Here is a 26007-nt window from a genome sequence, read left to right on the forward strand (position 1 = left end):
AAAGGTTAGATAACTATCAATATTAAAAAGAAGCTACTCGCTCCAATTTTTTATATAATATTTTGCTAGTTTTCCAGATTCAGTCAAGTCATCAGCGCTCCAGCCACCATCAATGCTAGAACCTGGTTTTAGGGCAGAAGCTCCCTCATCTTTATCATTGATAGACCAATTGCAGTGTGTAAGATTGTGTATTCTCATAAAGTCCATCCAGAGCTTAGTAGATGTAGCATCTACATTTCCATTGCCATCTGCATCCACGCAGCCCCATTCAGTTACAATTAGTGCAATTCCATTCTCTAGTGCTTTTTCAGCTTTATTTATTAACCATTCCTTATGTGAACCAGAATAAAAATGAAGTGTGTAAGCAATGTTTGTATATCCTGTAATTGGATTATTGGAAGCAATGTCTACATCTTGAGACCAATGCGGCGTACCAACCACTATGATGTTATCGGGATCAATCTTTCGAATGGCAGCAATTACTTTTTCAGCGTAGGGTTTTATAGTATTATCCCAGGAAACTTTTAAAGGTTCGTTATAGATTTCGTAGATAACATTTGGATATTTACCGTATTTGCTTGCCATTTTTTCAAAAAATGTAATAGCTTCATTAGTAGTTTCTTCGGCGCTATGACTATGCCAGTCAATAATAACATACAAACCCAATGCAATGGCAGCATCAACAACAGCCGTTAGCTTGTTTTCATTTGTTGTAGGATCATAAAGATAACTATCTTGAATATCTGGGTCTGCAGTCATTGGTATCCTTATAATAGTTGCGTTCCAGTCATCTCTTAGCCATTCTACAACCTCTCTGTTGTAGAAACCATTACCTTTATAGTAATCATTTGACCAAAATAAACTATTACCTGCAAAACTTACCACTTCTCCTTTTGAGTTAACAATGCGATTGCCTTCTACAGATAAGTTGCCATTTTTAGACACCACTGTGCGTGTTTCAGAAGAAAAATTAGATATCGTATTCTTTTTAGAATTACAACTAGATAAAAGTAAAGTGATGAAAATAAAAATTCGCATAGGGAAAGATTAATATATGGCTCAAAACAAATTTAAAGGTTTTAAGGGTCTCTTTTTGAGGCTAAATAGTATTTTGACAATATCTAAACCTTTTACGATGTTAGTGAAACCCTTGTATCTTATATTAGAAATACTTTTATACCATTACATTAATATCTATTTATCTATGAAAGTTTTTGTTTTAAAGCCAATAATTCTCCTATTAATTGTTTCACTTATTTACACCTGTAAAACAGACAAAGGTAAAGGGGTAGCCGATAAAAATGATAGTAGCGAGATTACAAAACCTAATGTTGTTTTCTTTATAGCTGATGACATGTATCCGTGGATGTTTAATAACATACCACAAGGACAATCTGAAGATGGTAAGCCTTTAAATCTTACGCCTAGTTTAGACCGCTTAGCGAAAGAAGGTGTTTGGTTAGACAACATGAAAGTAGTATCTCCTGTTTGTACACCAAGCCGATATAATGTACTAACAGGTAATTATGCTAGTAGAGCTACAAACGAGGCTTTTATTGGCTTTACGGAAAAAAATGACGGTCAAACGGTAATACAATGGAACTCCTACATTGTTCCAGGACAGCCAACAATGGGTACTTATTTTCAAGATTTAGGCTATAAAACAGGTTTTGTAGGTAAAAATCATATAATCGAAAGCTTATCGCAGGTGGGTGATGGTGGCGAAAAACCAGAACTAGATGCGGATCCAACAGACCCGAAAGTAAAGGAGGGTTTAGAATATAGATATAATGAATTGCAAAAGGACATTAAAAGATCTGGCTTTGATTATGCGGATAAATTATATCATAATAACCCTAATTGGTTAGGCATTAGAGCCTTGGCTTATCAAAACATGGATTGGATTGCAGAAGGAGGTGTAGAGTTTATAGATAAGTATAGTAACGAGCCTTTTATGTTATACATTGCTTCTACTTTGCCGCATGCACCGCTTAAACCAGAGTTGTCTTGGAAAGCAGATAGGAGAATTACACCAAGAGGTATCTTAGATAAAGCGCCTACCGTTTTACCACAACCACCCGTAGAATCGCTCAAAAAGAGAATTAAGGAAGCAGGGTACCAAGGAAAAGACCGTGAAAATTTGTTATGGCTAGATGATGCTGTTGGTGCATTGTTTAAGAAGCTAGAAGAAGAAGGTGTACTAGACAATACAATTGTAGTATTCTTTAACGACCATGGTCAAGATTATAAAGGTACTTTATATGAAGGAGGCGTAAACTCGCAAGCGTTCATTTGGAAAAAGGGAGGCTTTGAAGTAGGTAATGTTTTAGAAGCGCCTGTTTCAAACGTAGATTTTTTACCAACATTATTAGATTTTGCGGGAGATAAAACTAATCTCGATAAATTTGATGGTAAAAGCTTTAAGCCTGCACTAGAAGCAAAGGCTTACCAAGGTAGAACGTCTTTCTATCATGAATTAGGCTATGCTAGAGCAGTGGTGAAAGATGGTTTTAAATACTATGCTGTGCGGTACCCCAAATGGGCTACAGAGTTTACTTTTGAGCAACGTAAGGACACTCTTCAAAAATATACAGCATTTAGGGAGTCTTTTGGCGAGCATGCCATATCTAATGATCCCAATGCACCATATGGTCAATTAGAAATGGTTCCAGGTGGTGGAGGTGCAGAGCATAATGCGTATGTTAACCATCCTAATTTTTCATCACCAGACCAATTATACGATTTGAAAAATGATCCTGAAGAGCAAAACAATTTGATAGATAATCCTAAATATTCTGAAATTCTTAAGGAGCTAAAAAACGAACTAAATGACTATACCAAATCATTACCTGGTAAGTTCAATTTATAAGAGCAAATTGCTTAGAGTTGTTTGAGACTATATGTTTTATAAGGGTTTTGACTATTTACAAACCTCTTAGGACTCTAAACTGACCCATGGATTAAATAGAATAAATACATTTACATTAATAATATCATTATTCTGCTGAATGGAAATTTCCTTTCTAGCAAAAACTAAAATCAATTAAACTTAAACAAACTAAAAATTAACAAATGAAAAAATCAAAATTCATTAAACTATTAATTATTTGTTTGCTGCCAGGTTTTGTTTTGGCTCAAAAAACAATATCGGGTACAGTTACGGATAATACGGGACAACCGTTACCAGGAGCCTCAGTGCTGCAAAAGGGCACAACTAAAGGGGCGGTTACAGATTTTGATGGGAAGTACTCATTAACTGTAGATAGTACTCCAACTACTCTTGTTTACGGCTTTTTAGGTTACAAAAGCAAAGAGGTTACTGTAGATAAACAAACGCAGGTTAATGTCGTATTGCAAGAAGACACAAGCCAATTGGACGAAGTTGTTGTAATTGGTTATGGTACTGCACGTAAGAGTGATATTACGGGCTCTGTTACCTCAGTTGAAGTTACAGAAGCTGCTGTTGCTCAAAACACCACTGTAGACCAGTTGCTTCAAGGTAGGGCAGCAGGTGTTCAGGTGACTCAAAATGGAACACCAGGTTCCGGTGTAAGCGTTCGTATAAGGGGCTCGAACAGTTTGAGAGGAAATAATGAGCCGCTTTATGTTGTAGATGGTGTAATTATATCATCAGCTGGTGAAGATGCTGCTAACGCCGGAGGAGGTAACGATTTACAAGAGAATCAAAATGGTTTGAATGGTATTAACCCTAGAGATATTGAAAGTATTGAAGTGCTAAAAGATGCATCTGCAACAGCTATTTATGGTTCACGAGGTGCAAATGGTGTTATTTTAATTACAACCAAAAAAGGAAAAGTTGGAAAAGCCAGTATTGGAGGTTTTGTAACGTCAAGCGTTTCAGTAATAAATGAAAGAATAGATGTGTTAGATGGTGTTGATTTTGCTAAATATCAAAATGAGGCAAATTTAGTAGATGGACTTAACCCTCAATTCCATATTGAAGGCAATGACGTGTTTAGAATTAATTATAACAATACTGGTGCCACTATTGAAGCGGAACCTGTAAACCAAGTAAATTGGCACGATGAAATTTATAAACAAGGATTTTCTAAATCTATCGGTGCTAATTTTAGTGGAGGTAACGATAGTGGTTCGTATTATGCAAGTATTACTTATAACGATCAAGGTGGTATTGTAGATAACTCGCGTTTTCAGAGCGGAAATTTTAATATAAATTTATCTAAAGACCTTTCTGAGAAATTAAAATTAGATGCGCGCTTAAATATGTTTTATTCTAGCGGACAATTTGCTCAAGATGGTGATAGAGCGGGAGGGCAAAGAAGTTTTATAAACAACTTAATTACATTTAGGCCGTTTTTTGATGAGCAAAGTGCTATCGATGATGATGAGCAAACTTCTAACCCTTATTCATGGGTAAACGATTTTCAAGATTTATCAGAAGAAAGACGATTGATAGGTAATATTGCTTTAACCTATGATTTAGGTAAAGGCTTGAAGTACAAAGTTCAAGCAGGTGGTAATATCAGAGATAAATCGCGTGATCGTTTTTATGGTTTAACTACATTCCAAGGAAGCACGTCTAATGGCGAGTTGCAAATGTCTTCATTAAACAGTAAAGCATATCAAATTAACAACCTATTACTATTTAATAGAAACTTTAATAAAAAGCATAGGATAAATGCAGTTGCAGGTTTAATATATGATGTTAGAGATACTAGAAACGAGCTGTATGCAGTCACAGATTTTTCAACTTTAGAATTTGGAGCAGATCAACCAGCTTATGGTCAGGTTATTTCTAGACCTTTAGAAGTACGTCCAACAAAAACACAATTGCTGTCATATCTTGGTAGAGCTACTTATACATTAAATAATAAGTATATTTTCACTGGTACGTTTAGGGCAGATGGTTCGTCTAAATTCTCGAAAGAGAATAGATTTAGCTACTTCCCTTCTTTAGCGCTTGCTTGGAGAGCAGGAAGCGAGAAATTCCTTAGAAATTCAAAATTGGTTTCTAATTTAAAATTTAGAGCAGGTTGGGGTATGACAGGAAATCAGGGTATTCAACCTTATCAAACCTTAAGTAACTATGGGCCTCAACTATATGGTAACCCAGATAATGGAACAAGTGTAGGTTTTATTCCACTTAACATTGGAAATAGAGATTTAAAATGGGAAACTACTGAGCAAATAAACGTTGGCGTGGATTTTGGATTTTTTAATGATCGAATTTCTGGTACTGTTGATGTCTACTCAAAGGAAACTCAAGATCTTTTACAATTAGAAAATTTAGGACCTTCAGCTGGTTTTGAATCTGTATTGGTAAATCGTGGAAATATTGAAAACAAAGGGCTTGAAGTAACTTTAAGTGGTTTATTAGTAAATAAGGATGAGTTTACTTTTGAAGTTGGAGGTAACATTGCTTTCAATCAAGTCAAAATATCCAAATTAGGAAGTTCACAATCTGAAATTCTTATCGATGGAACATACCAACAACGTTCTTTTTATTTAGGAGATAATATTTCTAGTGGAACTTATTTTAAAGCGCCGGCGAATGCATTTATTCAAGGTGAAGAAGTAGGCTTATTCTACGGTTGGGAAACTGATGGAATATGGCAAACTGGAGACACAGGTCTACCGAATGGATTTCAGCCTGGAGATATAAGGATAATAGATCAAAATGGAGATGGCGAGATTGATGGGAATGATAGAACCATAATCGGTAATCCAAATCCAGACTTCACTTATGGAGGTTTTCTAGATTTCAAATACAAAAGATTATCTCTAAATGTATTGATAAATGGTGTGCAAGGGAATGATATTGCCAACGGAAATAATATTAAATGGGCAACTCCCGACGGGAATACTCAAAACATTTTTCCGTATGCGTATCATAATGCATGGAGACCAGATGCACCATCTAATAGCGTTCCAAGAATAGGTTATAGAAAAGAACAAACAGCTATTTCTATTACCGATAGAATTATAGAAGATGGTAGTTTTTTAAGGATTAGTAATATTACTTTGGGTTATGATATACCCGTAGAAAACTCAAATACATTTGCTAATGCCAACATATATGTATCAGGTGTAAATATGTTTACGTTTACGAAATATTCGGGTTATAATCCTGAAATAACAAGCTTTTCGTACAACGGTAATATACTAGGTGTAGATTGGTTAGGGATGCCAAATGTGCGTACTGTAATATTAGGATTAAACCTTAACTTTTAATAAAAAATTGAATACAATGAAAAATTATAAATATATATTAATAGCAATCCTTGGCTTCACAGTATTTAATTGTGGTTTAGAGGAAGAACCGCCATATTTGGCAAACGAAAACGTTTATAGTTCGGCAAGTAACGCAAAAGCAGCCACACTAGGTATGTACTCTGCTTTCAGTGATTATTTTTATTATGGGAATCAATTTGTGTTTCTGGTTAATTTAAACTCTGGGTTTGGTGTAACCAGACGTGGCGGTAATCGTAATAGCAGTATTGATAATACCACTTTAGCATCTTTAAACCCCACTTCAAATAGCTTGCAGTCCGACAATGCTTGGGGCGCTATTTATAAAGCAATTGCAAGAAATAACGATGCGATAGTTTCCGGGGTACCTTTTGACGACGCTGCAACAGCTGAAGAATTAGGCATCAATGATGCTATCGGTCAAGCCTATTTTTTAAGGGCATTTAATTATTTTAATTTGGTAAGACTATGGGGAGAAGTACCGTTAAGGTTAGAACCTACAACCTTAGAAACGGTGCATGTTGCTAAATCTCCAATTGTAGATATTTATACTCAGATTATATCAGATGCTAAAAACGCTCAAAAATACATGAATGGTACTATTGGAGCAGGAACGGCGAAACCTTTTGCTGCTGACATGTTATTGGCCAAAGTATATATGACATTGGCTACGGCACCGTCATCTCATCAACCAGAATCTGGTAACTATTGGCAATTGGCTTATAATGAAGCTAAAAAGGTATATGGTCAATATAGCTTATATCCAAGTTACGATGGGCTGTTCGATATAGATACGGGTAATAATACAGAAGAGTCTATATTTGAAATACAATCCTCAGAAGGAGCCTCTTTAGATCATACCAGAGCATTTACACCCTCAAATTTCACTCAGGCCAATACGTTTGGTTGGCTTAAAATAAATGCAGAAGTATACGACAGACATGTATCTACATATCCAAACGATCCGAGGTTGAATACTAATTATCTTTTAGAATATACGCACTCAGGAAATGGTAATAATATTACGGTTTACCCACTTAGAGCAAGGAATAATTTTAACAATGCGTTTCCATGGGCGTTTAAGTTGGGTTCTAAAGATCCTAACAATACCAGTAGAGAAACGGCTAAAAACTTCAAAATTTATAGGTATGCAGATGTATTGTTAATGCTTGCAGAAATTTCGAATGAGTTACAAAATGGTGAGCAACTAGGTTATGTACAGGAAGTTCTAGATAGAGTTGGTTTAACGCCTCACTCAGGGTATTTAGGTGGCCAAGAATCATTTAGAGATGCAATAATGCGTGAATACGAATTCGAATTGGTTACAGAATGTCATGACTGGTTTAATAATAGACGTAGAGGATATAATTATTTTTTAAACAATGTGATTATTCCTCACAACACAGCACCAACGTTTGATGCCAATGTTGATGTAACATTTGAGACTGATGAGAATAAGGTAATGTACTTGCCAATTCCAGCATCAGAAATTAATAACAATAACGAAATATCAGGATAATTATGAAAACTATAAATATTAAGCACATATTCTATTTATGCCTTATTGGTTTGGTATTTTCATCGTGCGGTGAAGAACGCATAGATTCAGAATATAATGAATATACCCCGAAAAAATTGGCAGACAATGATGGTAATGTTGTGTATACAAATATCAGCACTTACCCCTTAATAGGTGATATAAGTTCTGAAGCTCCTACAGTTGATGTTGAAGGGGCGAGTAAGTTTCTTATAGCAGATATAGAGGCACCTGCTGGAAGTACTTTTAATAGATCTAGATTTAAAATTGACAATAATACTGGAGTAATTACCTATGAAAATAATGGTGAAATTTCTCCAGGAACGTACTTTGTTGATGTTGATTTAACCTATGTTTTAGGTGTTGTTACCTACCAAAGGGCTTTACAAATAGATATTGATGCTGTTCCGGTAACTGTTCAAGTGGATAATGCTAACCCAACAGCTGGTATTTTTGAACAAGGCGTTGTGGCTACGGCGTCATACACAGACACCTCAGGTTCTGGCTTAATCACTTCAGTAAGTTATACTTTAGTAAATGCTCCAGAAGGATTTAGTATAGATAAGGATACGGGTGAAATTTCTAAATCTTATCCAGCAAACTCGGGAGATAATCCTATTTCAGTTAAGGTTACTACTAATTTAGGGGCTGTTACCGTGGAGAATTTAACTGTTGTAACAGTGGGTGATGCACCAACTATTGCTTATGTGCAAACTGGTAGTACAGCACCCTTAACAAGTGTTACACTATCACCTTGGACTGCCTATACATCTGAAGTGCCAACATTAAATGGTATGACAGCTGTGAGTTATGATGTTATTTTGCCTGAAACTCTAGTAACAGATGGAATAATTGTAAATACTAATGGTTCAATTTCAGTACTTGCTGATCAAAATTTACCCGTTGGCACATATAGTCTAGGAGTAAAGGCAACAAATGCTAGTGGCATTGAAGTAGAATTTGAAGATATTATTGAGTTGATTGTAGAGAACCGATGGGAAACGTCAAAATTATTCGACGATACTTTTGACGATACTACGACAGGTGCTTTAGATCCAGTAAACGCTAGCTATCCAGAATATACAGGTTACACTTTGGGTACTACAAGTGCATGGCAAAAAGTAGTAGTTACAAAAGCCGGAGCACCTGATATAGAAGGGTTAAGGGTTTTCAATCCAGGAACAGACGACCATTATTTGGTAAGAACAATAGATATAACTGTTGTAAGGGCCTTAAGGATAACTTTTGGTGAAATATTTGGCTATAATGATAGGTTTGCAACTGAGACGTATCAACGCGCATTGTACGCTGGTGACTCTACATCAGATTTAGAGTCTGGAACGTTTAATGCGGCAAATTGGACTGCAGTGATGCCTATTGGGGATCCAAGATGGCCAGGGTCGAATACATGGGGCTCAAGAACACCTAATATTGTAGGTAATGTAGATGTTGATTTGAGTAACATCGCCGGAAATGATTTAAAAATAGCATGGTTTTTGGGTAATGCTAGTGCAGCTCAAAATGGACAATATATCATCGATTCATGCAGTGCGGAATATGCTACGCCATTTCCAGCAGAAGAAAATTAATAGAAAAATAAATATCTCTTATTTTACTGGTCTTAAAAAGCTAGTTTAAGGCCAGTAAGATGAGGTTTCATAAATTATAACTACTAAAGACGCTAAAAAATAGCAATAAAGAATAGCTAGGTATATAGAGAACAAAAATCCAATCCACAAATATTAAGAAATGGTACAGTAAGCTTCTCCTAAAAAGTATTAAATATGTTTAAAAAAATAAGTTTCATTGTAATTGGGGCGGCATTAATTTTGGCTGCTGCATGTCACCTGAAGAATAAGGAACATCTTTTGGCGATGCATACAGATGATGAAATAAACCAAAAGCCTAATATTATATATATTATGGCAGATGATCTTACTACTCAAGCTATCAGTAGTTATGGCGGCATATTTAAGGATATTGCACCTACACCAAACATAGACAAGCTAGCTAATGAAGGTATGCTTTTTCAAAATGTATTATGCACCAATGCTATTTGTGGACCTAGTAGAGCTGCTATCTTAACAGGTGATTATAGTAACATAAATGGTTATTATAAAAATGAAAGCGGCGGAAAATTTAATGACAGTCTATGGACATTTCCTCAAGAGTTTCAAAAAAACGGTTACCAAACATCACTTTTTGGTAAATGGCATTTAGGCTCACAGCCTAAAGGATTCGATGTTTTTAAATATCATAACGCAGCCAATCAACAAGGGATGTATTGGAACCCAGTTTACAATGTAAATGGGAAAGACGAAAAAACTGAAGGATACGCCACTAATTTAAGTACGGATTTTGCATTACACTGGCTAGATAAGGATCGAGAAAAAAATGCACCTTTCTTGATGGTTTTACAATACAAGGCCCCTCACAGGCCATGGGAACCGGACAAGAAATATGAAAAATTATGGGAAGATATTGAAATGCCATATCCCGATACATTTAATGATTCTTACAAAGGACGTGAACTTACAGCTGGTGATACTGAAATGACTATGGATTATTTCTCCAATAGAGATATGAAGATAGAAGAGCCCGAAGGGTTAAAAGGAATCGAAAAAGTAAAATGGGCATTTTTTGGAGCAAAACCTCAAGAGATAGTTCAGCCAAAGGGAGTGAGTGATGAAGAAGGTCGAAAATGGCGATATCAAACCTATATTAAAGATTATTTGGCTTGTGTAAAGTCGGTTGATGATAATGTTGGACGTGTTCTTGAATATTTAGATAAACACGGTTTAACAGAAAATACTCTGGTTGTATTTACGTCAGATCAAGGCTTTTATTTAGGTGAACATGGTTTTTTTGATAAACGATTTATTTACGAAGAGTCAATAAAAATGCCATTCATTGTAAAACACCCTAAAAAAGTACAAGCAGGAACTGTAAATGATGATATTATTACCAATATTGATTTTGCACCTACGTTGCTTGATGTGGCCAATATTAAAACTACCCAAAACATGCAAGGGAAAAGCTTTAAACCAATATTAAAAGGAAAAACACCCGATAATTGGCAACAGGCTATGTATTATCACTATTATGAGTTTCCATATTGGCATCATGTACAGCCACATTATGGTATTAGAACACAAAACTATACGCTTGCCCATTTTTACTATAATATTGATGTATGGGAACTCTATGATTTGCAGAAAGACCCAAAACAAATAAATAATATTATAAATGATCCGCAATATGCGAATGTTGTTGAAGATTTAAAAAGGCAGTTGAAAGATTTAATGGATAAATACGAAAACAATAAATCTTTAGCAGATTTCAGAAAAATAACGGATGCCGATTTCGGACTTATTTCAAATAAAGAGGGCGAGGCATCAGTTCAAGACATACTAACCAAATAAAAAAAAAGAATGAATAGGATGTATTCCACATTAGCTTTTGTAACTATACTATTTATGGCTGGTTGCAATACACAAAAAACGGCTAGCACAGACTCAAAGAAGAGTGAAGCTATAGCATCTAGTAGTAATAAAAAAAATATTCTTTTCATTGCTATTGACGATTTGAAACCTTTGCTTTCAAACTATGGCCATTCAGAAATGATAACACCTAATTTTGATCGTTTGGCGGATATGGGTATGACCTTTACAAACGCACACGTGCAATATGCCGTTTGTGGTCCCTCAAGAGCAAGTGTAATGACAGGTGCTAACCCAGATAAAACTAGGGTTTGGGATTTACATACCGATTTTAGGGAGTCTGCGCCAAACTTAGTTTCCATGCCAGAATATTTAATTTCACAAGGTTATGAAAGCACAGGTGTTGGAAAAATTTATCATATCCCTTCTGCGGCCGACGGACACGACGGAAAAACTTGGAGTATCCCTCATGAAATGCCAAAAAATTATGATCCTACTTACGGAGATCCTGCATACGCGTATTACCAAGACCCTGAAACAAAGAAAAAGCTTGACGCTATAACGCAAGAAGCGTTAAGTAAAGGTATAAAAAAGTGGAAAACCAGAGGCTATGCACTTAAAAGATATAAACCAAGTACAGAGAGTGTAGATGTGAGTGATGAAGCTTACAACGATGGTCTTTTCACACAAACAGCATTAAAGCAATTAGATCAATTAGAATCTGGAAGCAAGCCTTGGTTCTTAGCGGTGGGGTATCAAAAACCGCACTTGCCATTTGTGGCTCCTAAAAAGTATTGGGATTTATATGATAGAGATAAAATTGAACTGGCCAAATTTCAAGAACTAGCAGATGGTACACCAAAATTAGCGTACCATTCTTTTGGAGAACTTAGAGCTTTTACAGATATTGATAATGACCTGGGCGTAGGAGATAAACTTCCTGAAGCCAAACAAAGAGAACTTATACATGGCTATATGGCGTGTGTTTCGTATATCGATGCGCAAATAGGCATGCTTTTAGACGAACTGGAAAAGCGTAAGATATTAGACGAAACAATTATTGTGTTATGGGGCGACCATGGATTTCATCTAGGAGATCACACCGAATGGTGTAAACATTCAAATTTTGAGCAAGCAACCCGTATTCCGTTTATGTTTGCTGGCCCTGGTGTAGCAAAAAGTCAAAAATCAAACCACCCAGTAAATTTGGTAGATTTGTTTCCAACCATATTCGATTTGGCAGGAGTGCCACAGCACCAACAAACTGATGGAAAATCGTTAATGCCTCTGTTAGATTCAGATTCTAAAACCACTATTGATGTAGATTATGCCTACCATCAATATGCCCGAGGAAAACGTATGGGGTATGCCGTGAGAACAGAACGTTATAGATATACGGAGTGGCACAATAATTACAAAAGTTTCAACACTTATAGCAATGATAATATTGTAGGCATAGAATTATACGATTACGAAAAGGATCCATTAGAAACAAAGAATTTTGCCAAAGATCCTGAATATAAAGCTGTAGCTGCACAATTAAAAACGACACTTAAAAATCACTTAGGAAACTAATAATTAATAGCGTGATTTTTAAAAGCGATGGTTGTCATCGCTTTTTTTTGCAAAAATTTCAACATCAGAGGATAAAGCGTTGGTTAGACCAAAACAACTTTAAAAAACAAGCAAATGAAGTATTATATAGCTCTTGCACATCTTGGTTTTACGTTGCTATTTTATAATTGTAAATCGAACGATAATTACCAACTTAAAAGTGTTAATAATAGCAGTCCAAATCTGCTTGTTGGTGCAACCTTAAATTACCATGAGCTTGGTACCAAAAAAGAAGCGCTCTATTTAAAAGATTTCAAATATCTAACGCCAGCTAATGAAGCCAAACAACGTATCATTCATCCTAGTCCAGATGTATGGAACTGGTCTAAAATTGATGCTTTCATGGCTTTTGCTAAAAAACATGATCTTATAATGCGGTTGCATGGGCCCATAAGTCCGCAAGCCTCAAAATGGGCAAAAGAAGACCATAGAACAGCCGAAGAGCTATCACAAAATTTAGAAGAATTTGCAACGGCATTCGCGAAACGTTTTAATAATGAAACCCAAGTAAAATGGATGGATGTTGTTAATGAAACGGTATTGGCTAATGGAGATTGGTTTGGTCCCAAAGAAGGTACAGATAAATGGGAGAATCCCTGGCTAACTATAGGACTCGATGCAAACGGATATCCTAAATACATTGTAAGAGCTTTTGAAATAGCTACTAAACATGCTACAAATATCAAGCTAGTCTATAATCAAAATGCAGGTATGGAAACCGAAATGTGGGATAAAGTTAAGCGCACTATACTATACTTACGTTCCAAAGGGCTGCGCGTAGATGGATTGGGTTGGCAAGGGCATTTATTATTAGGGGCTAAACGAAAAGACTTTATAGATAATGCAGATGTAACTTTAAAGAAATTAGGAGACTTAATTGATTGGGCACATCAAAACGATTTAGAGTTTCATGTTACAGAATTGGATTATTTAATAAAGGACGAAAGCCTTATAGATAAAGAACGTCAAGTTCAGAAAGAAGTGTATCAAAAAATTGTGGATGTACTCCTGGAAAAAAGTAAAAACGGTACGGTAACACTTAACCTCTGGGATTTATCTGTTCGTCCTCATAAAGGTCAGGGAAATTTTCATTCGATTTACGATGAACAATTAAACCCTACACCAGCTTATGAAGTCTTACAGGTATTATTAAAATAATAGATTGTAGAACTTTATTTAAGCATAATTTATTTCGAATTAATAAATATTACGATTATTCAATAACAAGTATTTGAAAAAAACATTAGAATTTAAAGCTGTCTAAATAATATTTATAGGCCTTACTAATAGTAGTTTGATTACAATTTTTATACAGGTGAAGTACTATATACTCTTAATATTAATCTTTATTTCTACTTCCTCAAGTATTGCACAGGATAGTAATAAAGGAAATTACAAAGACCAATGGCAGTTTCCTGCCAAGGATGCCACATATTACGTAACAGCAGAGCAACAACGCGAGCTGTATGCTACTGAAGCTGAAATGCAATGGTTTAAAGACGCAAAACTGGGCATTTTTGTGCATTGGGGTCCGGCATTATTAAAAACCAATGTGTTGAGTTGGGGAAGGTTTGGGGAAAGACCAGGTGCAGGGCGACCAGCTACAAACGGTGAGGCTCCCGAGGTTTACGATAATTTATACAAAACGTTTAACCCCAAAGACTTTGATGCTGATACTTGGATGCAACACGTAAAAGATTGGGGAGCCGAATATATAGTGTTCACTGCAAAACATCATGATGGTTTTGCTTTTTTTGATGCAAAAAATTCAGATTATACCATTATGAACACGCCATACGGTAAAGATATTTGTAAACAACTATCTGATGCAGCCCATAAGGCCGGAGTCAAACTCTTTTGGTATTATTCGCAACCTGATTGGATGCATCCAGATAATTTAAGGGAAAAACATTACGAAAATTATTTGCCCTACATGAAACAACATGTAAAACAGCTATTTACCGAATACGGTAGAATAGATGGCGTGTTTTGGGATCATTTAGCTACAAAATATTGGCAATGGGACAGTTACCATCTCCTAAAGGATATGAAACAGTGGCAATCGGGAATACTTAGCAACGCCAGAACGGGTTTTGGCTGGCCCTTGCCAGATAGAGGGGATTATGATACCCCAGAGCAATCTTTAGGTCCTGTAAATCACCATAGGTATTGGGAGGCCTGCTTAACCATGACGGATAAATGGTTGTATAGCCCCAAAGGCCCTATTAAACCTTATGAAACCGTTTTGGGGATGTTAATTCAAGTGGCCGGAAATGGGGGTAATTTATTATTGAATCTAGGTCCTAACGGCAAAGGTACGTTTGTTGAAGCCGAAGCTAATGAAGTTGATAAAGTGGGTGCGTGGATTAAACAGTACGGGCACACCATTAAAAATACCCGTAGAGGCATTTATATTGGTGGTGATTATGGTGCCTCAACCCAGACAGGGAACAAACTTTATATTCACGTATTGCAACAATTATCAGAGGATGCTGAAGCTACAATAGAATTACCAATGCTTCCAACTGAAATTATTTCAGCAAAAGGGATTACTGAAGGTTTTAAAAATTACGATGTTGTAAATAAAACATTGGTACTTCACTTTAATAAAAATAAATTTATTAAAAACCTCGACAACATAGTAGAATTAACTTTAGCTGAAAATCCATTAAATTTTGAACGTATTGAAACTTGGAAAGCTAATCCATTATCTAAAAAACAATTTAACGTAACCGCATCTTCTTTTATAAAACCGAAACACAAGCCAGAAGTTATTTATAATACTAAAGGTAATGTGTTTAGTGAGGGTATTCACTTAAAGTCGTGGTGGGAACCAGCTAAAGATGATAGTAACGCGAGTTTAACATTGAATTTTCAATCAGCAAAAAAAATAAAAACAGTGTTATTGAGCGAAAATATGCGCTCGCATTGCGTACGTAAATTTACTTTGGAAACTAAAGATAAAAACGGAAACTGGAACACTATTTGTACTGGAACAACTATTGGTGAAGGGTTGCGCATAAAATTAAGCGGTAGCGACATATTTGGTATTCGTTTTAAACCAAGAGAACATACAAAAGCCATTCAAATCACTGCATTTAATGTTTATGAATAGATTATTTTTTATAACAGTTTTAAGCTTAGTTTCTTTTGTTTCTAAAGCACAGAAAACCATTAAGAAGCCTAATATAGTCTTTATTCTCGCAGATGATTTAGGTATTAATGCCCTGAACTGCTATGGTAACAACCTAGTTGAATCGCCTCATATAGATCGCCTTTTTTCAGAAGGTATGCATTTTACAAATGGCTACAGTAACGACCCCACTTGTGCGCCTTCACGAGCTTCAATTATGACGGGCCAATATGTGCCAAGGCATAAGGTGTATCGGGTAGCAGATCGCTTTAAAAAAGACGCAGTTACCCTTTCTAATATGCAATATTTACCTCCTGAAAATAACAGGGTTCATGGACAAGGTGTGGGAGTTGCGCCCGAAAAAACACTTATTCCAGAAGCATTGAAAGCGAATGGTTATGCAACATCAGCCTATGGAAAGTGGCATTTAGGAAGAGGTGCAATGGGAATACCTAACCAGTTTGATGAAGGTTTTGAAATTACGGGACATTACACCATTAAAACAGAACCTAAGCAAAACCTTGAGGATGGGGTTTATGCATCAGATCTAGTAACGCAAAAAACAATTGATTTTATTAAAAATGCTGTAGAAAGCAAAACACCCTTTTTTGCCTACGTGCCTTATTATTTGGTACATAAACCCTTAGAGCCAAAACCGGAAGACCTTGAGTATGTAAAGAACAAGTTAAAAGACAATACCATAATTGGCAAAGATGAAATTAAAGTGCTGGCTATGATTAAAGGTCTAGACGATAATATTGGTGCCTTATTAACTACAATATCAGAATTAGGTATTGAAGAAGAAACTATTATCATTTTTACTTCAGATAATGGCCATTATAAAACAGAAAGCAACATCTTCAATCAACCTTATAAAGGTGTTAAGGGCCAAACATTAGAAGGTGGTATTCGCGTACCCTATATATTTAAGTGGAAGCATAACATTCAGGCAGGGTCTATTTCCAAAGAGCCTATTATTCATGTTGATATTTATCCTACTATTTTAGAGATGACAGGAACTCCGAAACCTCAAAATTTAGTACTTGATGGAGAAAGTTTGTTCCCTATTTTAAGCAATAGAAACAAAAAATTAAAACGCGATGCCCTTATTTGGGAATACACAAATTATTCAAGGTATAATGCGAAGAGACAAACGTTTGCTTCAGAATGGGTTAATGTGATTCAGCAAGAGGGCTATAAATTAACAGAGGTTGTGGAATCAGACACCTATTATTTGTATAATTTGAATAATGACCCTTATGAAACCAGAGAGGTCTCTAAAAATTATCCCGAAAAAGTCCATAAGCTTAAAACCAGACTAAAGCAGTGGAAAGAGGAGGTTGGGCACGAAGCGCCAAAACCTAATCCAGATTACAAGAAAATATAAATCAAACACTTGCTATAGGGCATAATAAGCGTAAAAAATTGAAATAGACGATTATCTAACCTTTTCAGATACTTAGTTATACATTGAGGTAAATTTTTAATCTAATTTTAGCTTATCATAAAAAATACACTTATGAATCTAATAAAACGTTTTGCATTTATCATATTAGTTTTGCTTTTTGGCTGTAAAACACAACAATCGAACCTAAAGCAAACTACCGAAACAGAACAACCTAATATCTTAATTATTCATGTGGATGATTTAGGATACCATGATTTAAGTGGCCATGGCTCAAAAATTTATCAAACACCAAATATTGATGCTTTAGAGAAAGCATCTATTTCTTTTACCAATGCCTATGCAAACTATCCACGATGTGTGCCATCACGGTATGCAATGATGACGGGGAATTATCCTGTACAAAATGGTAATGTGCCAGATGATGGGTTTAAATTAAATAATACGCCAGATAATAAAAACTTTGTAAAGCAATTTAAGGCCTCAGGATACCAAACCGCATATTTTGGCAAATGGCATCTTGGTGGCGAAGGGAGCTTAAAGGATTTTGGTTACGACTATAGTTTTGGCGCAGGACACGCAGGCTCTCCAATAAGCTTTTTATACCCTTTTAATGTGTTTAAAGGCAAAGGAAAAACTAAAAAATCCCCTATTCCAGACGTAGATAATGTGAGTAAAGAAGGCGATTATTTAATGGATGTGATGACGGATAATGTGATTAAATACATTAAAAATGCAGATAAGAACAAACCTTTCATGGCTATGTTTTCGTTTTATGCAGTGCATCAGCCTTTAGAAGCCAAACAAAAGGATATACAACGCAATAAAGAAGAAATTAAGAATTTCGATTTTGGAAATCAACCAGAATTCATTCCAGAAGGTACTGGCCGTACTAAAATGCGCCAAAACCACCCTAAATATGCGGCCATGGTTGAAACTATGGATGAAAATGTGGGCAAGCTTTTACAAACCTTGAAAGATTTGAATATTGAAGACAACACTATCGTTATCTTTTCATCAGACCATGGAGGTTTGTCTAACGATGGGTATAATAAGCGCGATTTGGCTACAACAAATTATCCGTTGCGTGCAGGTAAAGGTTGGTTGTATGATGGTGGTATAAAAGTGCCTTTATTGGTGAAATGGAACGGTAAATTTCAACCACGAACAGATAACGAATCTATCATTATGCTCATGGATGTTTTTCCTACCTTAACCGATATTACCTCGAAAGCTGATTTAAAAACCGATGGTAAAAGTTTTCTTCCAGTACTTAAAGGTGAAGAGAATTGGAAAGACCGCACCGTATTTTGGCACTCCTCAAAAGCCAGACCTAAAAGCACTGGAGACACCAAATCCTCAAGTATTAGAAAAGGGGACTTTAAATTGATTAATTGGTATAAGGAAGGACGAACAGAATTATATAACATTGTTAACGACCCATCTGAAAGTAAGGACATTTCAGAAGATAATCCTAAATTAACTCAGGCTCTGCTTGGTGAATTAAACACTTGGAAATCTAATTTTTAAAGCCTTATGAAAACTCTAATTTATAGTGTTATTTTTTTCACCTGTTTAAGTTTTTATGCACAAAACCCAATACCTGAAATAGAATCTGAAACTGTCATTTACAAGAAAATTGATACTATTGCATTGAAGTTGCATATTTATAAACCTTTGGATTTTGATGCTTCTAAAACCTATAACTGCATTGTGTTTTTCCATGGAGGTGGTTGGAATGGAGGCTCTTATAAAGCCTTTCAACGGCAATCTCGATATCTGGCTTCTAGAGGAATGATTGCTATTTCTGCTGAATATCGTCTTAAAAACACGCATCAAACCACGCCTTTTGAAGCCGTTGAAGATGCAAAGTCGGCTATTCGCTACGTACGGAAACATGCAAAAGATTTAAGTATCAATCCAGATAAAATTGCTTCCGGAGGTGGATCGGCAGGAGGCCATTTGGCCGCTGCTTGTGGAAACATTGAAGGTTTGGAAGCCAAAAACGAAGACCTTAGTGTCAGCTCTAAAGCCAATGCATTAGTGCTTTATAACCCTGTTTACGATAATAGTAAACGAGGTTACGGCTATCGAAGAATGAATGGCAGATATTTGGAGATTTCACCATTGCATAATATCTCAAACGGAGCACCGCCTACCATAGTGTTTTTTGGCACTAACGACAAGACAACCCCCGTAATATCATCCGAAGAATACAAAGCTAAAATGGAGGCTGTAGGCAGTCGCTGTGATCTACATTTTTATGAAGGCGCAGAACATAGCTTTTTCAATAGAGGAAACTATTTTACAGACACCCTTATAAAAACTGATACTTTTTTGACATCCTTAGGCTTTTTGGAGGGTGTCCCTACAATTAAAAAATAATGATTATGAAACGATTGATTTTTCAATTAATAGTATGCATCCTATCGTTTAGTGCCTTTGCGCAAAGCAGTACTATAAACGGAGAAGACCTCATACTTGGTGATAAACTAAAACACCTCAGTACAAATAAAAACTATGGTAAGGTTACTGCTACTACAGACACTATTGCCAATACGCCAATTATTGAATTTGAAACCTTTGTTCAACCCAAATTTATATACAATTGCGCTACAGCATTGCCTATAAAAAATGGAAACTATAAAGCAGGAACTGTATTCTTGGTTTCCTTTGATGCTAGGACGGTTAAATCAAGCTTAGAAACCGGTGAGGCAAAAGTTAATGTGTTATTTCGCCAGACAGATTCCTATAAAGATAACCTCGTTACCACGCAAAGTATATCATCAAATTGGCAAACCTACTATTTACCTTTTGAAGCCAACGTACCATTGAAAGAGGAGGCCTTTAAACTTGTCTTTCACTATGGTTTTAAGCCACAATCTTTTCAAATAAAAAATTTAAAATTTGAAGTTTTTCCAAAGGGAACAAGCATAAATAGTTTGCCAAAAACAAAAATTACCTACAGCGGTATGGAACCAGATGCCCCATGGAGAGCGTCTGCTATAAAACGTATTGATAGCTTGCGTAAAGGCAATTTTAAAATACAATTAGTTAAAAACAACGTTCCTGTAGCTAACCAAGCGGTATCTATAAAACTTAAAAAACATGCATTCTTGTTTGGGGCCGCAGTTAATGCTAAGGATATAGTTGAAGACCAGACCTACTATAGCAATTTTAAAAAGGCATTTAATTTGGCGGTTCCTGCAAACGATTTAAAAATTAAGACATGGAGATGGGAGGTTAAAAGACCCACGACAATGGAAGCCCTACAAATGCTTAATAAAGACAATATAAAAGTAAAAGGGCATGTGCTGATTTGGCCTGGATTTAATTATTTAACACCTATTTTTAAGGAAAAAGAGGATGACCCAAAAGCTATTACAAAGCTAACAGAAGACCATGTGGAAACCATGCTAGAGGTAACTAAAGGCAAGGTGTCACACTGGGACGTGGTTAACGAAGCCTACACCAACCAAGATTTGCAAACCATTACTGGGTCGGAAGATATTCTGTATAACGGTTTTAGGGCTTTAAAGGCAAAACAGCCCAACGTATTGGCATTTACCAACGAGTATGGTATTATTAGTAAAGGTGGATTAGACACACAAAAACAACATTGGTATTACGATTTTGTTAAACGAATCGATGAAAATACTGAAGGATTAATTGACGGTATTGGTATTCAATGCCATATAGGTTCCGACCTTACTCCACCTGAAAAAGTTATAGAAATTCTTGATTTTTACGGGCAATTGGATAAGGAAATAAGTATTTCAGAATTCACTATGGATATACAAGATCCTGAAATTAGAGAGCAATACACCAAAGATTTTATGATCGCCACCTTAAGCCACCCTAAGGTTAGGGAATTTTTGTTTTGGGGCTTTGTTGAGGATGAAAGAAAAAAAGTGGATGTCTATAATAAAGATTGGAGCCTGGGTGCCATGGGAAAAGCGTTCTTTTCTTTGGTGCATGACCAGTGGAATACCAATTTGGTAGGCAATAGCAACGAAAGAGGGGTGATAGATGGTACAGGTTTTTATGGTGAATATGAATATGCTTTTTTAGATGGTAACAAATTAATTAAAGGCACGTTTAGTGTGAAGCCGAATCAAACTAATTTCAAAAAGATTGAATTATGATAAGAGTACTGCAATTTGCGTTAATATTGGTGGTGTTATCCTGCAAATCAGAACCAAAACAAAATCAAGAACAAGAAGAAACCAAACAACCTAATGTCTTATGGATAGTAACTGAAGATATTAGTCCAACGCTTTCCTTTTACGGTGATAATACGGCTAAAACGCCTGCCCTAGATAAACTTGCTAGTGAAAGTATTATTTACGATAATGCTTATACCACAGTGGGGGTTTGTGGCCCTAGTCGCTCTACTATTATTACGGGCATGTACCCCACAAGTATAGGAACCATGCACATGCGTACATCGCATGATGTGTTCTCTTGGGGAAGACGGGATTATAGTGCCAAAGTGGACATTCAGGATATTAGTGGAAATACCATAAGAAAGTATTCTGCGGTAATACCCGATTACATAAAATGCTATACGGAGTATCTTCGGGAAGCAGGCTATTATTGTACCAATAATTACAAAACCGATTACCAGTTCGCGGCCCCAGTAACCTCTTGGGATGAAAACAACCAAAGTGCTCATTGGCGCAATGCACCAAAGGGTAAACCTTTTTTTTCAATATTTAATATTGATGTGTCTCACGAAAGCTATCTGTGGCGTAATAAAGATTTGCCACTTACGGTAAATCCTGATGACGTACCCGTGCCACCGTATTTACCAGATAATGTAGCAACACGAAATACGATAGCTAGACACTACAGCAATGTAGAGTTGATGGACAAACGCGTGGAAAATATCATAGCCCAATTAAAAGCAGATGGTTTATACGATAATACCATTATATTCTTTTATAGCGACCATGGTGGGCCGTTACCAAGACATAAGCGGGAAATTTATGACTCTGGCTTAAAAGTACCTTTTATTATTAAAGGTTTGGATGGCAAGCCTGGAAGAACGGACCGACTGATATCTTTTGTCGATTTGGCACCAACCATGTTAAGTTTAGCTGGAGTAGAACCGCCAAAGTACATGGAAGGAAAACCCTTTTTAGGTAAATATGATAACGAAGAACGCGAATATATTTTTGCAAGTTCAGATAGGTTTGATGAGTTTACAGACCGAATTAGAGCCACACGGGATAAGCAGTATTTGTATGTAAGAAACGATTTCCCTGAACTGCCCAAGTACAAGGATTTGGCTTATAGAAGAAATATACCTATGATGGATACGTTTTTGGAATTGAGGGAAGCAGGTAAATTAAACGAGGTTCAACAAATTTGGTTTCAAACGAAAACAAAGGAAGAGTTATACGACTGCATCAACGATCCATTCCAAATTAACAACTTAGCAGATGCCCCAGAATATCAGGATGTTTTGCTTAAAATGCGAGGAACGCTCAACGCGCATTTTGAAAACAGACCAGATTTTGGTTTAACACCTGAAGCTGAAATGATTGCGAATATGTGGCCCAATAATCAGCAACCGACTACAAAGACAGTTAATGTAAGTATTAGTAACGCCTCTAAAGGTAAAAACGCAACCTTATCGTGCGATACCACAGGTGCATCAATGGCCTATATCATATCAGACCAGCCCATAGAAAATCTTGATTTTAATAGTCCCTGGCAACTTTATACTGCGCCTATAGCTGTAGAAAATGGCAAACTTCTGTACACCATAGCGCATAGAATAGGGTTTAAGGCAAGTGACATTGTTTCAGAAGAACTTTAAAAACCTAGAAACAATGAGGGTGTTTGTACGCTGTGGTATTTTGGTTTTAGCTTGCTTGATATATTCCTGCAATTCCAAAAATGAAACCAAGACTAAAAAGCCAAATATACTTTTATTGTACATGGACGATTTACGTCCCGAACTGGGGTGCTACGGAAACACTTTAATACAAACCCCAAACATTGATGCTCTGGCAAAACAAGGCGTTCAATTTAATAATGCCTATTGCAATGTACCGGTTTGTGGTGCATCTAGAGCAAGCACATTAACAGGTGTGTTACCAACAAAGCATCGGTTTTTAGACTACAATACTTTTGTAGAAAACGAAACGCCACAAGCGATAACCCTGCCACAATGGTTTAAAAATAATGGCTACATCACTATTTCAAACGGAAAAATATACCATCATTTAGATGATAGGGAAACCGATTGGGATGAGGTTTGGCGACCTTATGCCTTCAATGAAAACAATTTGGGTTTAGCACCAACCGATTATTGGCAATCGCTTTGGAAAGATTATCAACGTCCCGAAAATATTCAAGAATATAAAGCTACTAACACTGGGCCTGCTTACGAAAGTGCTGAAGTTCATGATTCCACCTACATAGATGGACTCTTAACGGAGAAAGTAATCAGAGACCTCAAAAAACTAAAAAAAGCCGAAAAACCGTTCTTTTTAACAGCTGGATTTATTAGTCCGCATTTACCATTTAATGCACCAAAAAAGTATTGGGATTTATATCCTAGAGATAGTATAAAACAACCCGAAAACTATAATTACATTCCTAAGAATGCACCTAAAATGAGTATTAGCAATTGGCACGAAATGCGGGGGTATTCTAATATCCCTAAGGAAGGTCAGGTAAGTGATACTTTGGCAATAGATTTAATTCATGGGTATTACGCTACGGTAAGTTATGTAGATGCCTTAATTGGTAAAATAGTATCCGAATTAAATCATCAAAATCTTGGTAAAAACACTATTATTATACTGGTATCAGACCATGGTTATAACTTACAGGAACACACACAGTGGGCAAAATTCACCAATTATAATACGTCAACTCAAGTACCTCTAATAATCTACAATCCATTGTCAAAAGAAAGCGGTGAGAGAAATGCCTTGGTAGAATTGGTAGATTTATATCCTACATTAGCCGATTTATGTGGTTTAGAGGTTCCTAAGAATCAATTGGACGGCACAAGTTTAGTTCCTGTTTTAAGAGATAAAAAAGCAGAAGGCAAGGACCACATCTTAATTAAAAAGGGTAATGGATATACCCTAAAAACACCAGATTTTAGTTATACCGAGTTTATTAAAGCCGAAGACAACACAACAATAGCATCTATGCTTTACGACCATAGAGTGGATAAAGATGAAAACCGTAATGTTGTTGCACTTCCAGAATACCAAGAGGTTGTAAAAAGACTAAAACACATACTTCACAACGCCTACAAGGCGCAAATTGAAGGTAAAGAAACCACCGAATAATGAAAAAAAACTCAAAAATTAAGAGCACATTAATTCTTCTCTTGCTAATAATTAATAGTTCTTGTAAAAGTACAAAACATCAAATGAGTGAAACAGCAACCCTTTTTTCAAAAGATAATCTTATACCTTGGTCTATTGTAGGCTTCGATGTAAAAGAGCGTACACCCAAAGAGCGTATTGATATGCTAAAGCGTTTGGGTTACAAGCAATATGCCTATGGCTACCGCCCCAAACATTTACCAACAATGGCTCAAGAATGGCAATTGGCTAAAGAAGAGGGTATTGATATAAAAGCGGTTTGGCTTTATATAAATTTATATAAAGACAAAGTTGGTAAGTTGAGGTACGATGCAGAACCTGTATTTGAGAACCTAAAAAAAACAGGTTTAAAAACCCAAATATGGGTAGGTTTTTATCCAGAGTATTTTGACGAATTAACCGATGAAGAATCATTGAAGCAAACCGTAGAAATGGTGTCTTACCTTTATAAACGTGCCAAAAAACTAGGGTGTAAAATAGGATTGTATAACCATGGTGGTTGGTTTGGCAAACCCGAAAATCAATTGCGAATCATACAGGCTTTGCCTAATGAAGATTTAGGTATTGTATTTAATTTTCATCATGCTCACGATACGCTAGAAGAGTATCCGGAATATATAGAGAAACTCCTACCTTATTTATGGGCGGTTAGTTTAAATGGAATGAGAGCCGAAGGACCAAAAATTATAACCATTGGTGAAGGCAATCTCGAGAAAGAAATGATTCAACGTTTAATAGATTTAGGCTATAAAGGACCATTCAATATTCTTGGCCATGTAAAAGGTGGCGATCCAGAAATTATATTACAAGAAAATTATGAGGGCTTAAAAAATATCCTAAACTAGTTGATTTTGCGCTTATCAAACCCTATCAGACGATTATTGAACCTAATTTAGGGATGATTTATAGAATTTTACAAATAGAAAAACCAACGAATTTTTAAAAACCAAAATAAGATGAAAAAAATAATTTTTACATGTCTATTATTGATCGGTTTCGCAACCACTAGTTTTGCGCAATCAGATAAAATTAAAGAAATAGCTACCGAGAAAGTAGAAGAATTAAACGCTCAAATCATTAAAGGTGATGCATCGGCAGCATTAACAGATGCTCAGAAGGAAGAAATTGCAACTATTCATATCAATAGAATAAAAGAATACCGCAAAGCTAAAAAATCTGGAAGTTCTGATGAGGAATTAAAAGCGGTAAATAAAAAGTATTTCAAACAAATATTTTCTGAAGTGTTAACTAAAGAACAACGACTAGCTAATAAAGCAGGGAAAGATAAATAA

The 26007-nt window shown here is 36.0% G+C and carries 17 protein-coding genes; 16 read left to right on the forward strand and 1 reads right to left on the reverse strand.

Going from position 1 to position 26007, the window contains the following annotated elements; genetic code table 11:
* Positions 1 to 33 precede the first annotated feature (33 nt).
* Positions 34 to 1038, reverse strand: coding sequence for a glycoside hydrolase family 5 protein (locus tag BMY39_RS06130; RefSeq protein ID WP_092577163.1), 1005 nt, complete (start codon positions 1036 to 1038; stop codon positions 34 to 36).
* A 166-nt stretch (positions 1039 to 1204) separates the two neighbouring features.
* Between BMY39_RS06130 and BMY39_RS06135 the strand changes: the two genes are divergently transcribed.
* The 16 genes from BMY39_RS06135 (at position 1205) to BMY39_RS06210 (ending at position 26007) form a co-directional block, all read left to right on the forward strand.
* A complete protein-coding gene (locus tag BMY39_RS06135; protein WP_092577167.1) occupies positions 1205 to 2869 on the forward strand; it encodes a sulfatase family protein in 1665 nt (554 codons plus the stop codon).
* A gap of 203 nt (positions 2870 to 3072) precedes the next feature.
* Positions 3073 to 6213, forward strand: a complete 3141-nt coding sequence (locus BMY39_RS06140) for a SusC/RagA family TonB-linked outer membrane protein (RefSeq protein WP_092577170.1) — start codon at positions 3073 to 3075, stop codon at positions 6211 to 6213.
* A gap of 16 nt (positions 6214 to 6229) precedes the next feature.
* Complete coding sequence (locus tag BMY39_RS06145) at positions 6230 to 7750, forward strand: RagB/SusD family nutrient uptake outer membrane protein (protein ID WP_092577175.1); 1521 nt, start codon at positions 6230 to 6232, stop codon at positions 7748 to 7750.
* Between the two features lie 2 nt (positions 7751 to 7752).
* Positions 7753 to 9357 (forward strand): hypothetical protein, encoded by a 1605-nt coding sequence (locus BMY39_RS06150; RefSeq protein ID WP_092577177.1) that lies wholly within the window; start codon positions 7753 to 7755, stop codon positions 9355 to 9357.
* 195 nt (positions 9358 to 9552) lie between these two features.
* A complete protein-coding gene (locus BMY39_RS06155; protein WP_092577179.1) occupies positions 9553 to 11190 on the forward strand; it encodes a sulfatase family protein in 1638 nt (545 codons plus the stop codon).
* Between the two features lie 18 nt (positions 11191 to 11208).
* The gene (locus BMY39_RS06160) at positions 11209 to 12783 is read left to right on the forward strand and encodes a sulfatase (protein ID WP_177176550.1); all 1575 of its coding nucleotides are present in this window, start codon (positions 11209 to 11211) and stop codon (positions 12781 to 12783) included.
* Between the two features lie 114 nt (positions 12784 to 12897).
* A complete protein-coding gene (locus BMY39_RS06165) occupies positions 12898 to 13980 on the forward strand; it encodes an endo-1,4-beta-xylanase (protein ID WP_092577183.1) in 1083 nt (360 codons plus the stop codon).
* Positions 13981 to 14137: 157 nt separating this feature from the next.
* Positions 14138 to 15937, forward strand: coding sequence for an alpha-L-fucosidase (locus BMY39_RS06170; RefSeq protein WP_143064745.1), 1800 nt, complete (start codon positions 14138 to 14140; stop codon positions 15935 to 15937).
* Positions 15930 to 17342, forward strand: a complete 1413-nt coding sequence (locus tag BMY39_RS06175) for a sulfatase (protein WP_177176551.1) — start codon at positions 15930 to 15932, stop codon at positions 17340 to 17342. The genes BMY39_RS06170 and BMY39_RS06175 overlap by 8 nt, the downstream gene beginning before the upstream one ends.
* A 132-nt stretch (positions 17343 to 17474) precedes the next feature.
* Positions 17475 to 18890 carry a sulfatase gene (locus BMY39_RS06180; RefSeq protein WP_092577189.1) on the forward strand — a complete coding sequence of 472 codons (1416 nt, stop codon included), beginning with the start codon at positions 17475 to 17477 and terminating at the stop codon, positions 18888 to 18890.
* Between the two features lie 6 nt (positions 18891 to 18896).
* Positions 18897 to 19745: an alpha/beta hydrolase gene (locus BMY39_RS06185; protein WP_092577192.1), complete on the forward strand. Its 849-nt coding sequence runs from the start codon at positions 18897 to 18899 to the stop codon at positions 19743 to 19745.
* Between the two features lie 5 nt (positions 19746 to 19750).
* Positions 19751 to 21505 (forward strand): endo-1,4-beta-xylanase, encoded by a 1755-nt coding sequence (locus BMY39_RS06190; protein WP_177176552.1) that lies wholly within the window; start codon positions 19751 to 19753, stop codon positions 21503 to 21505.
* The gene (locus BMY39_RS06195) at positions 21502 to 23184 is read left to right on the forward strand and encodes a sulfatase family protein (protein WP_092577196.1); all 1683 of its coding nucleotides are present in this window, start codon (positions 21502 to 21504) and stop codon (positions 23182 to 23184) included. The genes BMY39_RS06190 and BMY39_RS06195 overlap by 4 nt, the downstream gene beginning before the upstream one ends.
* Positions 23185 to 23197: 13 nt before the next feature.
* On the forward strand, positions 23198 to 24676 hold the full coding sequence (locus BMY39_RS06200; RefSeq protein ID WP_092577199.1) for a sulfatase: 1479 nt from the start codon (positions 23198 to 23200) through the stop codon (positions 24674 to 24676).
* An 83-nt stretch (positions 24677 to 24759) separates the two neighbouring features.
* The gene (locus tag BMY39_RS06205) at positions 24760 to 25560 is read left to right on the forward strand and encodes a sugar phosphate isomerase/epimerase family protein (protein ID WP_177176554.1); all 801 of its coding nucleotides are present in this window, start codon (positions 24760 to 24762) and stop codon (positions 25558 to 25560) included.
* A 111-nt stretch (positions 25561 to 25671) separates the two neighbouring features.
* On the forward strand, positions 25672 to 26007 hold the full coding sequence (locus BMY39_RS06210) for a hypothetical protein (RefSeq protein WP_092577203.1): 336 nt from the start codon (positions 25672 to 25674) through the stop codon (positions 26005 to 26007).

The organism is Hyunsoonleella jejuensis, assembly GCF_900111025.1.
Taxonomy (GTDB): domain Bacteria; phylum Bacteroidota; class Bacteroidia; order Flavobacteriales; family Flavobacteriaceae; genus Jejuia; species Jejuia jejuensis.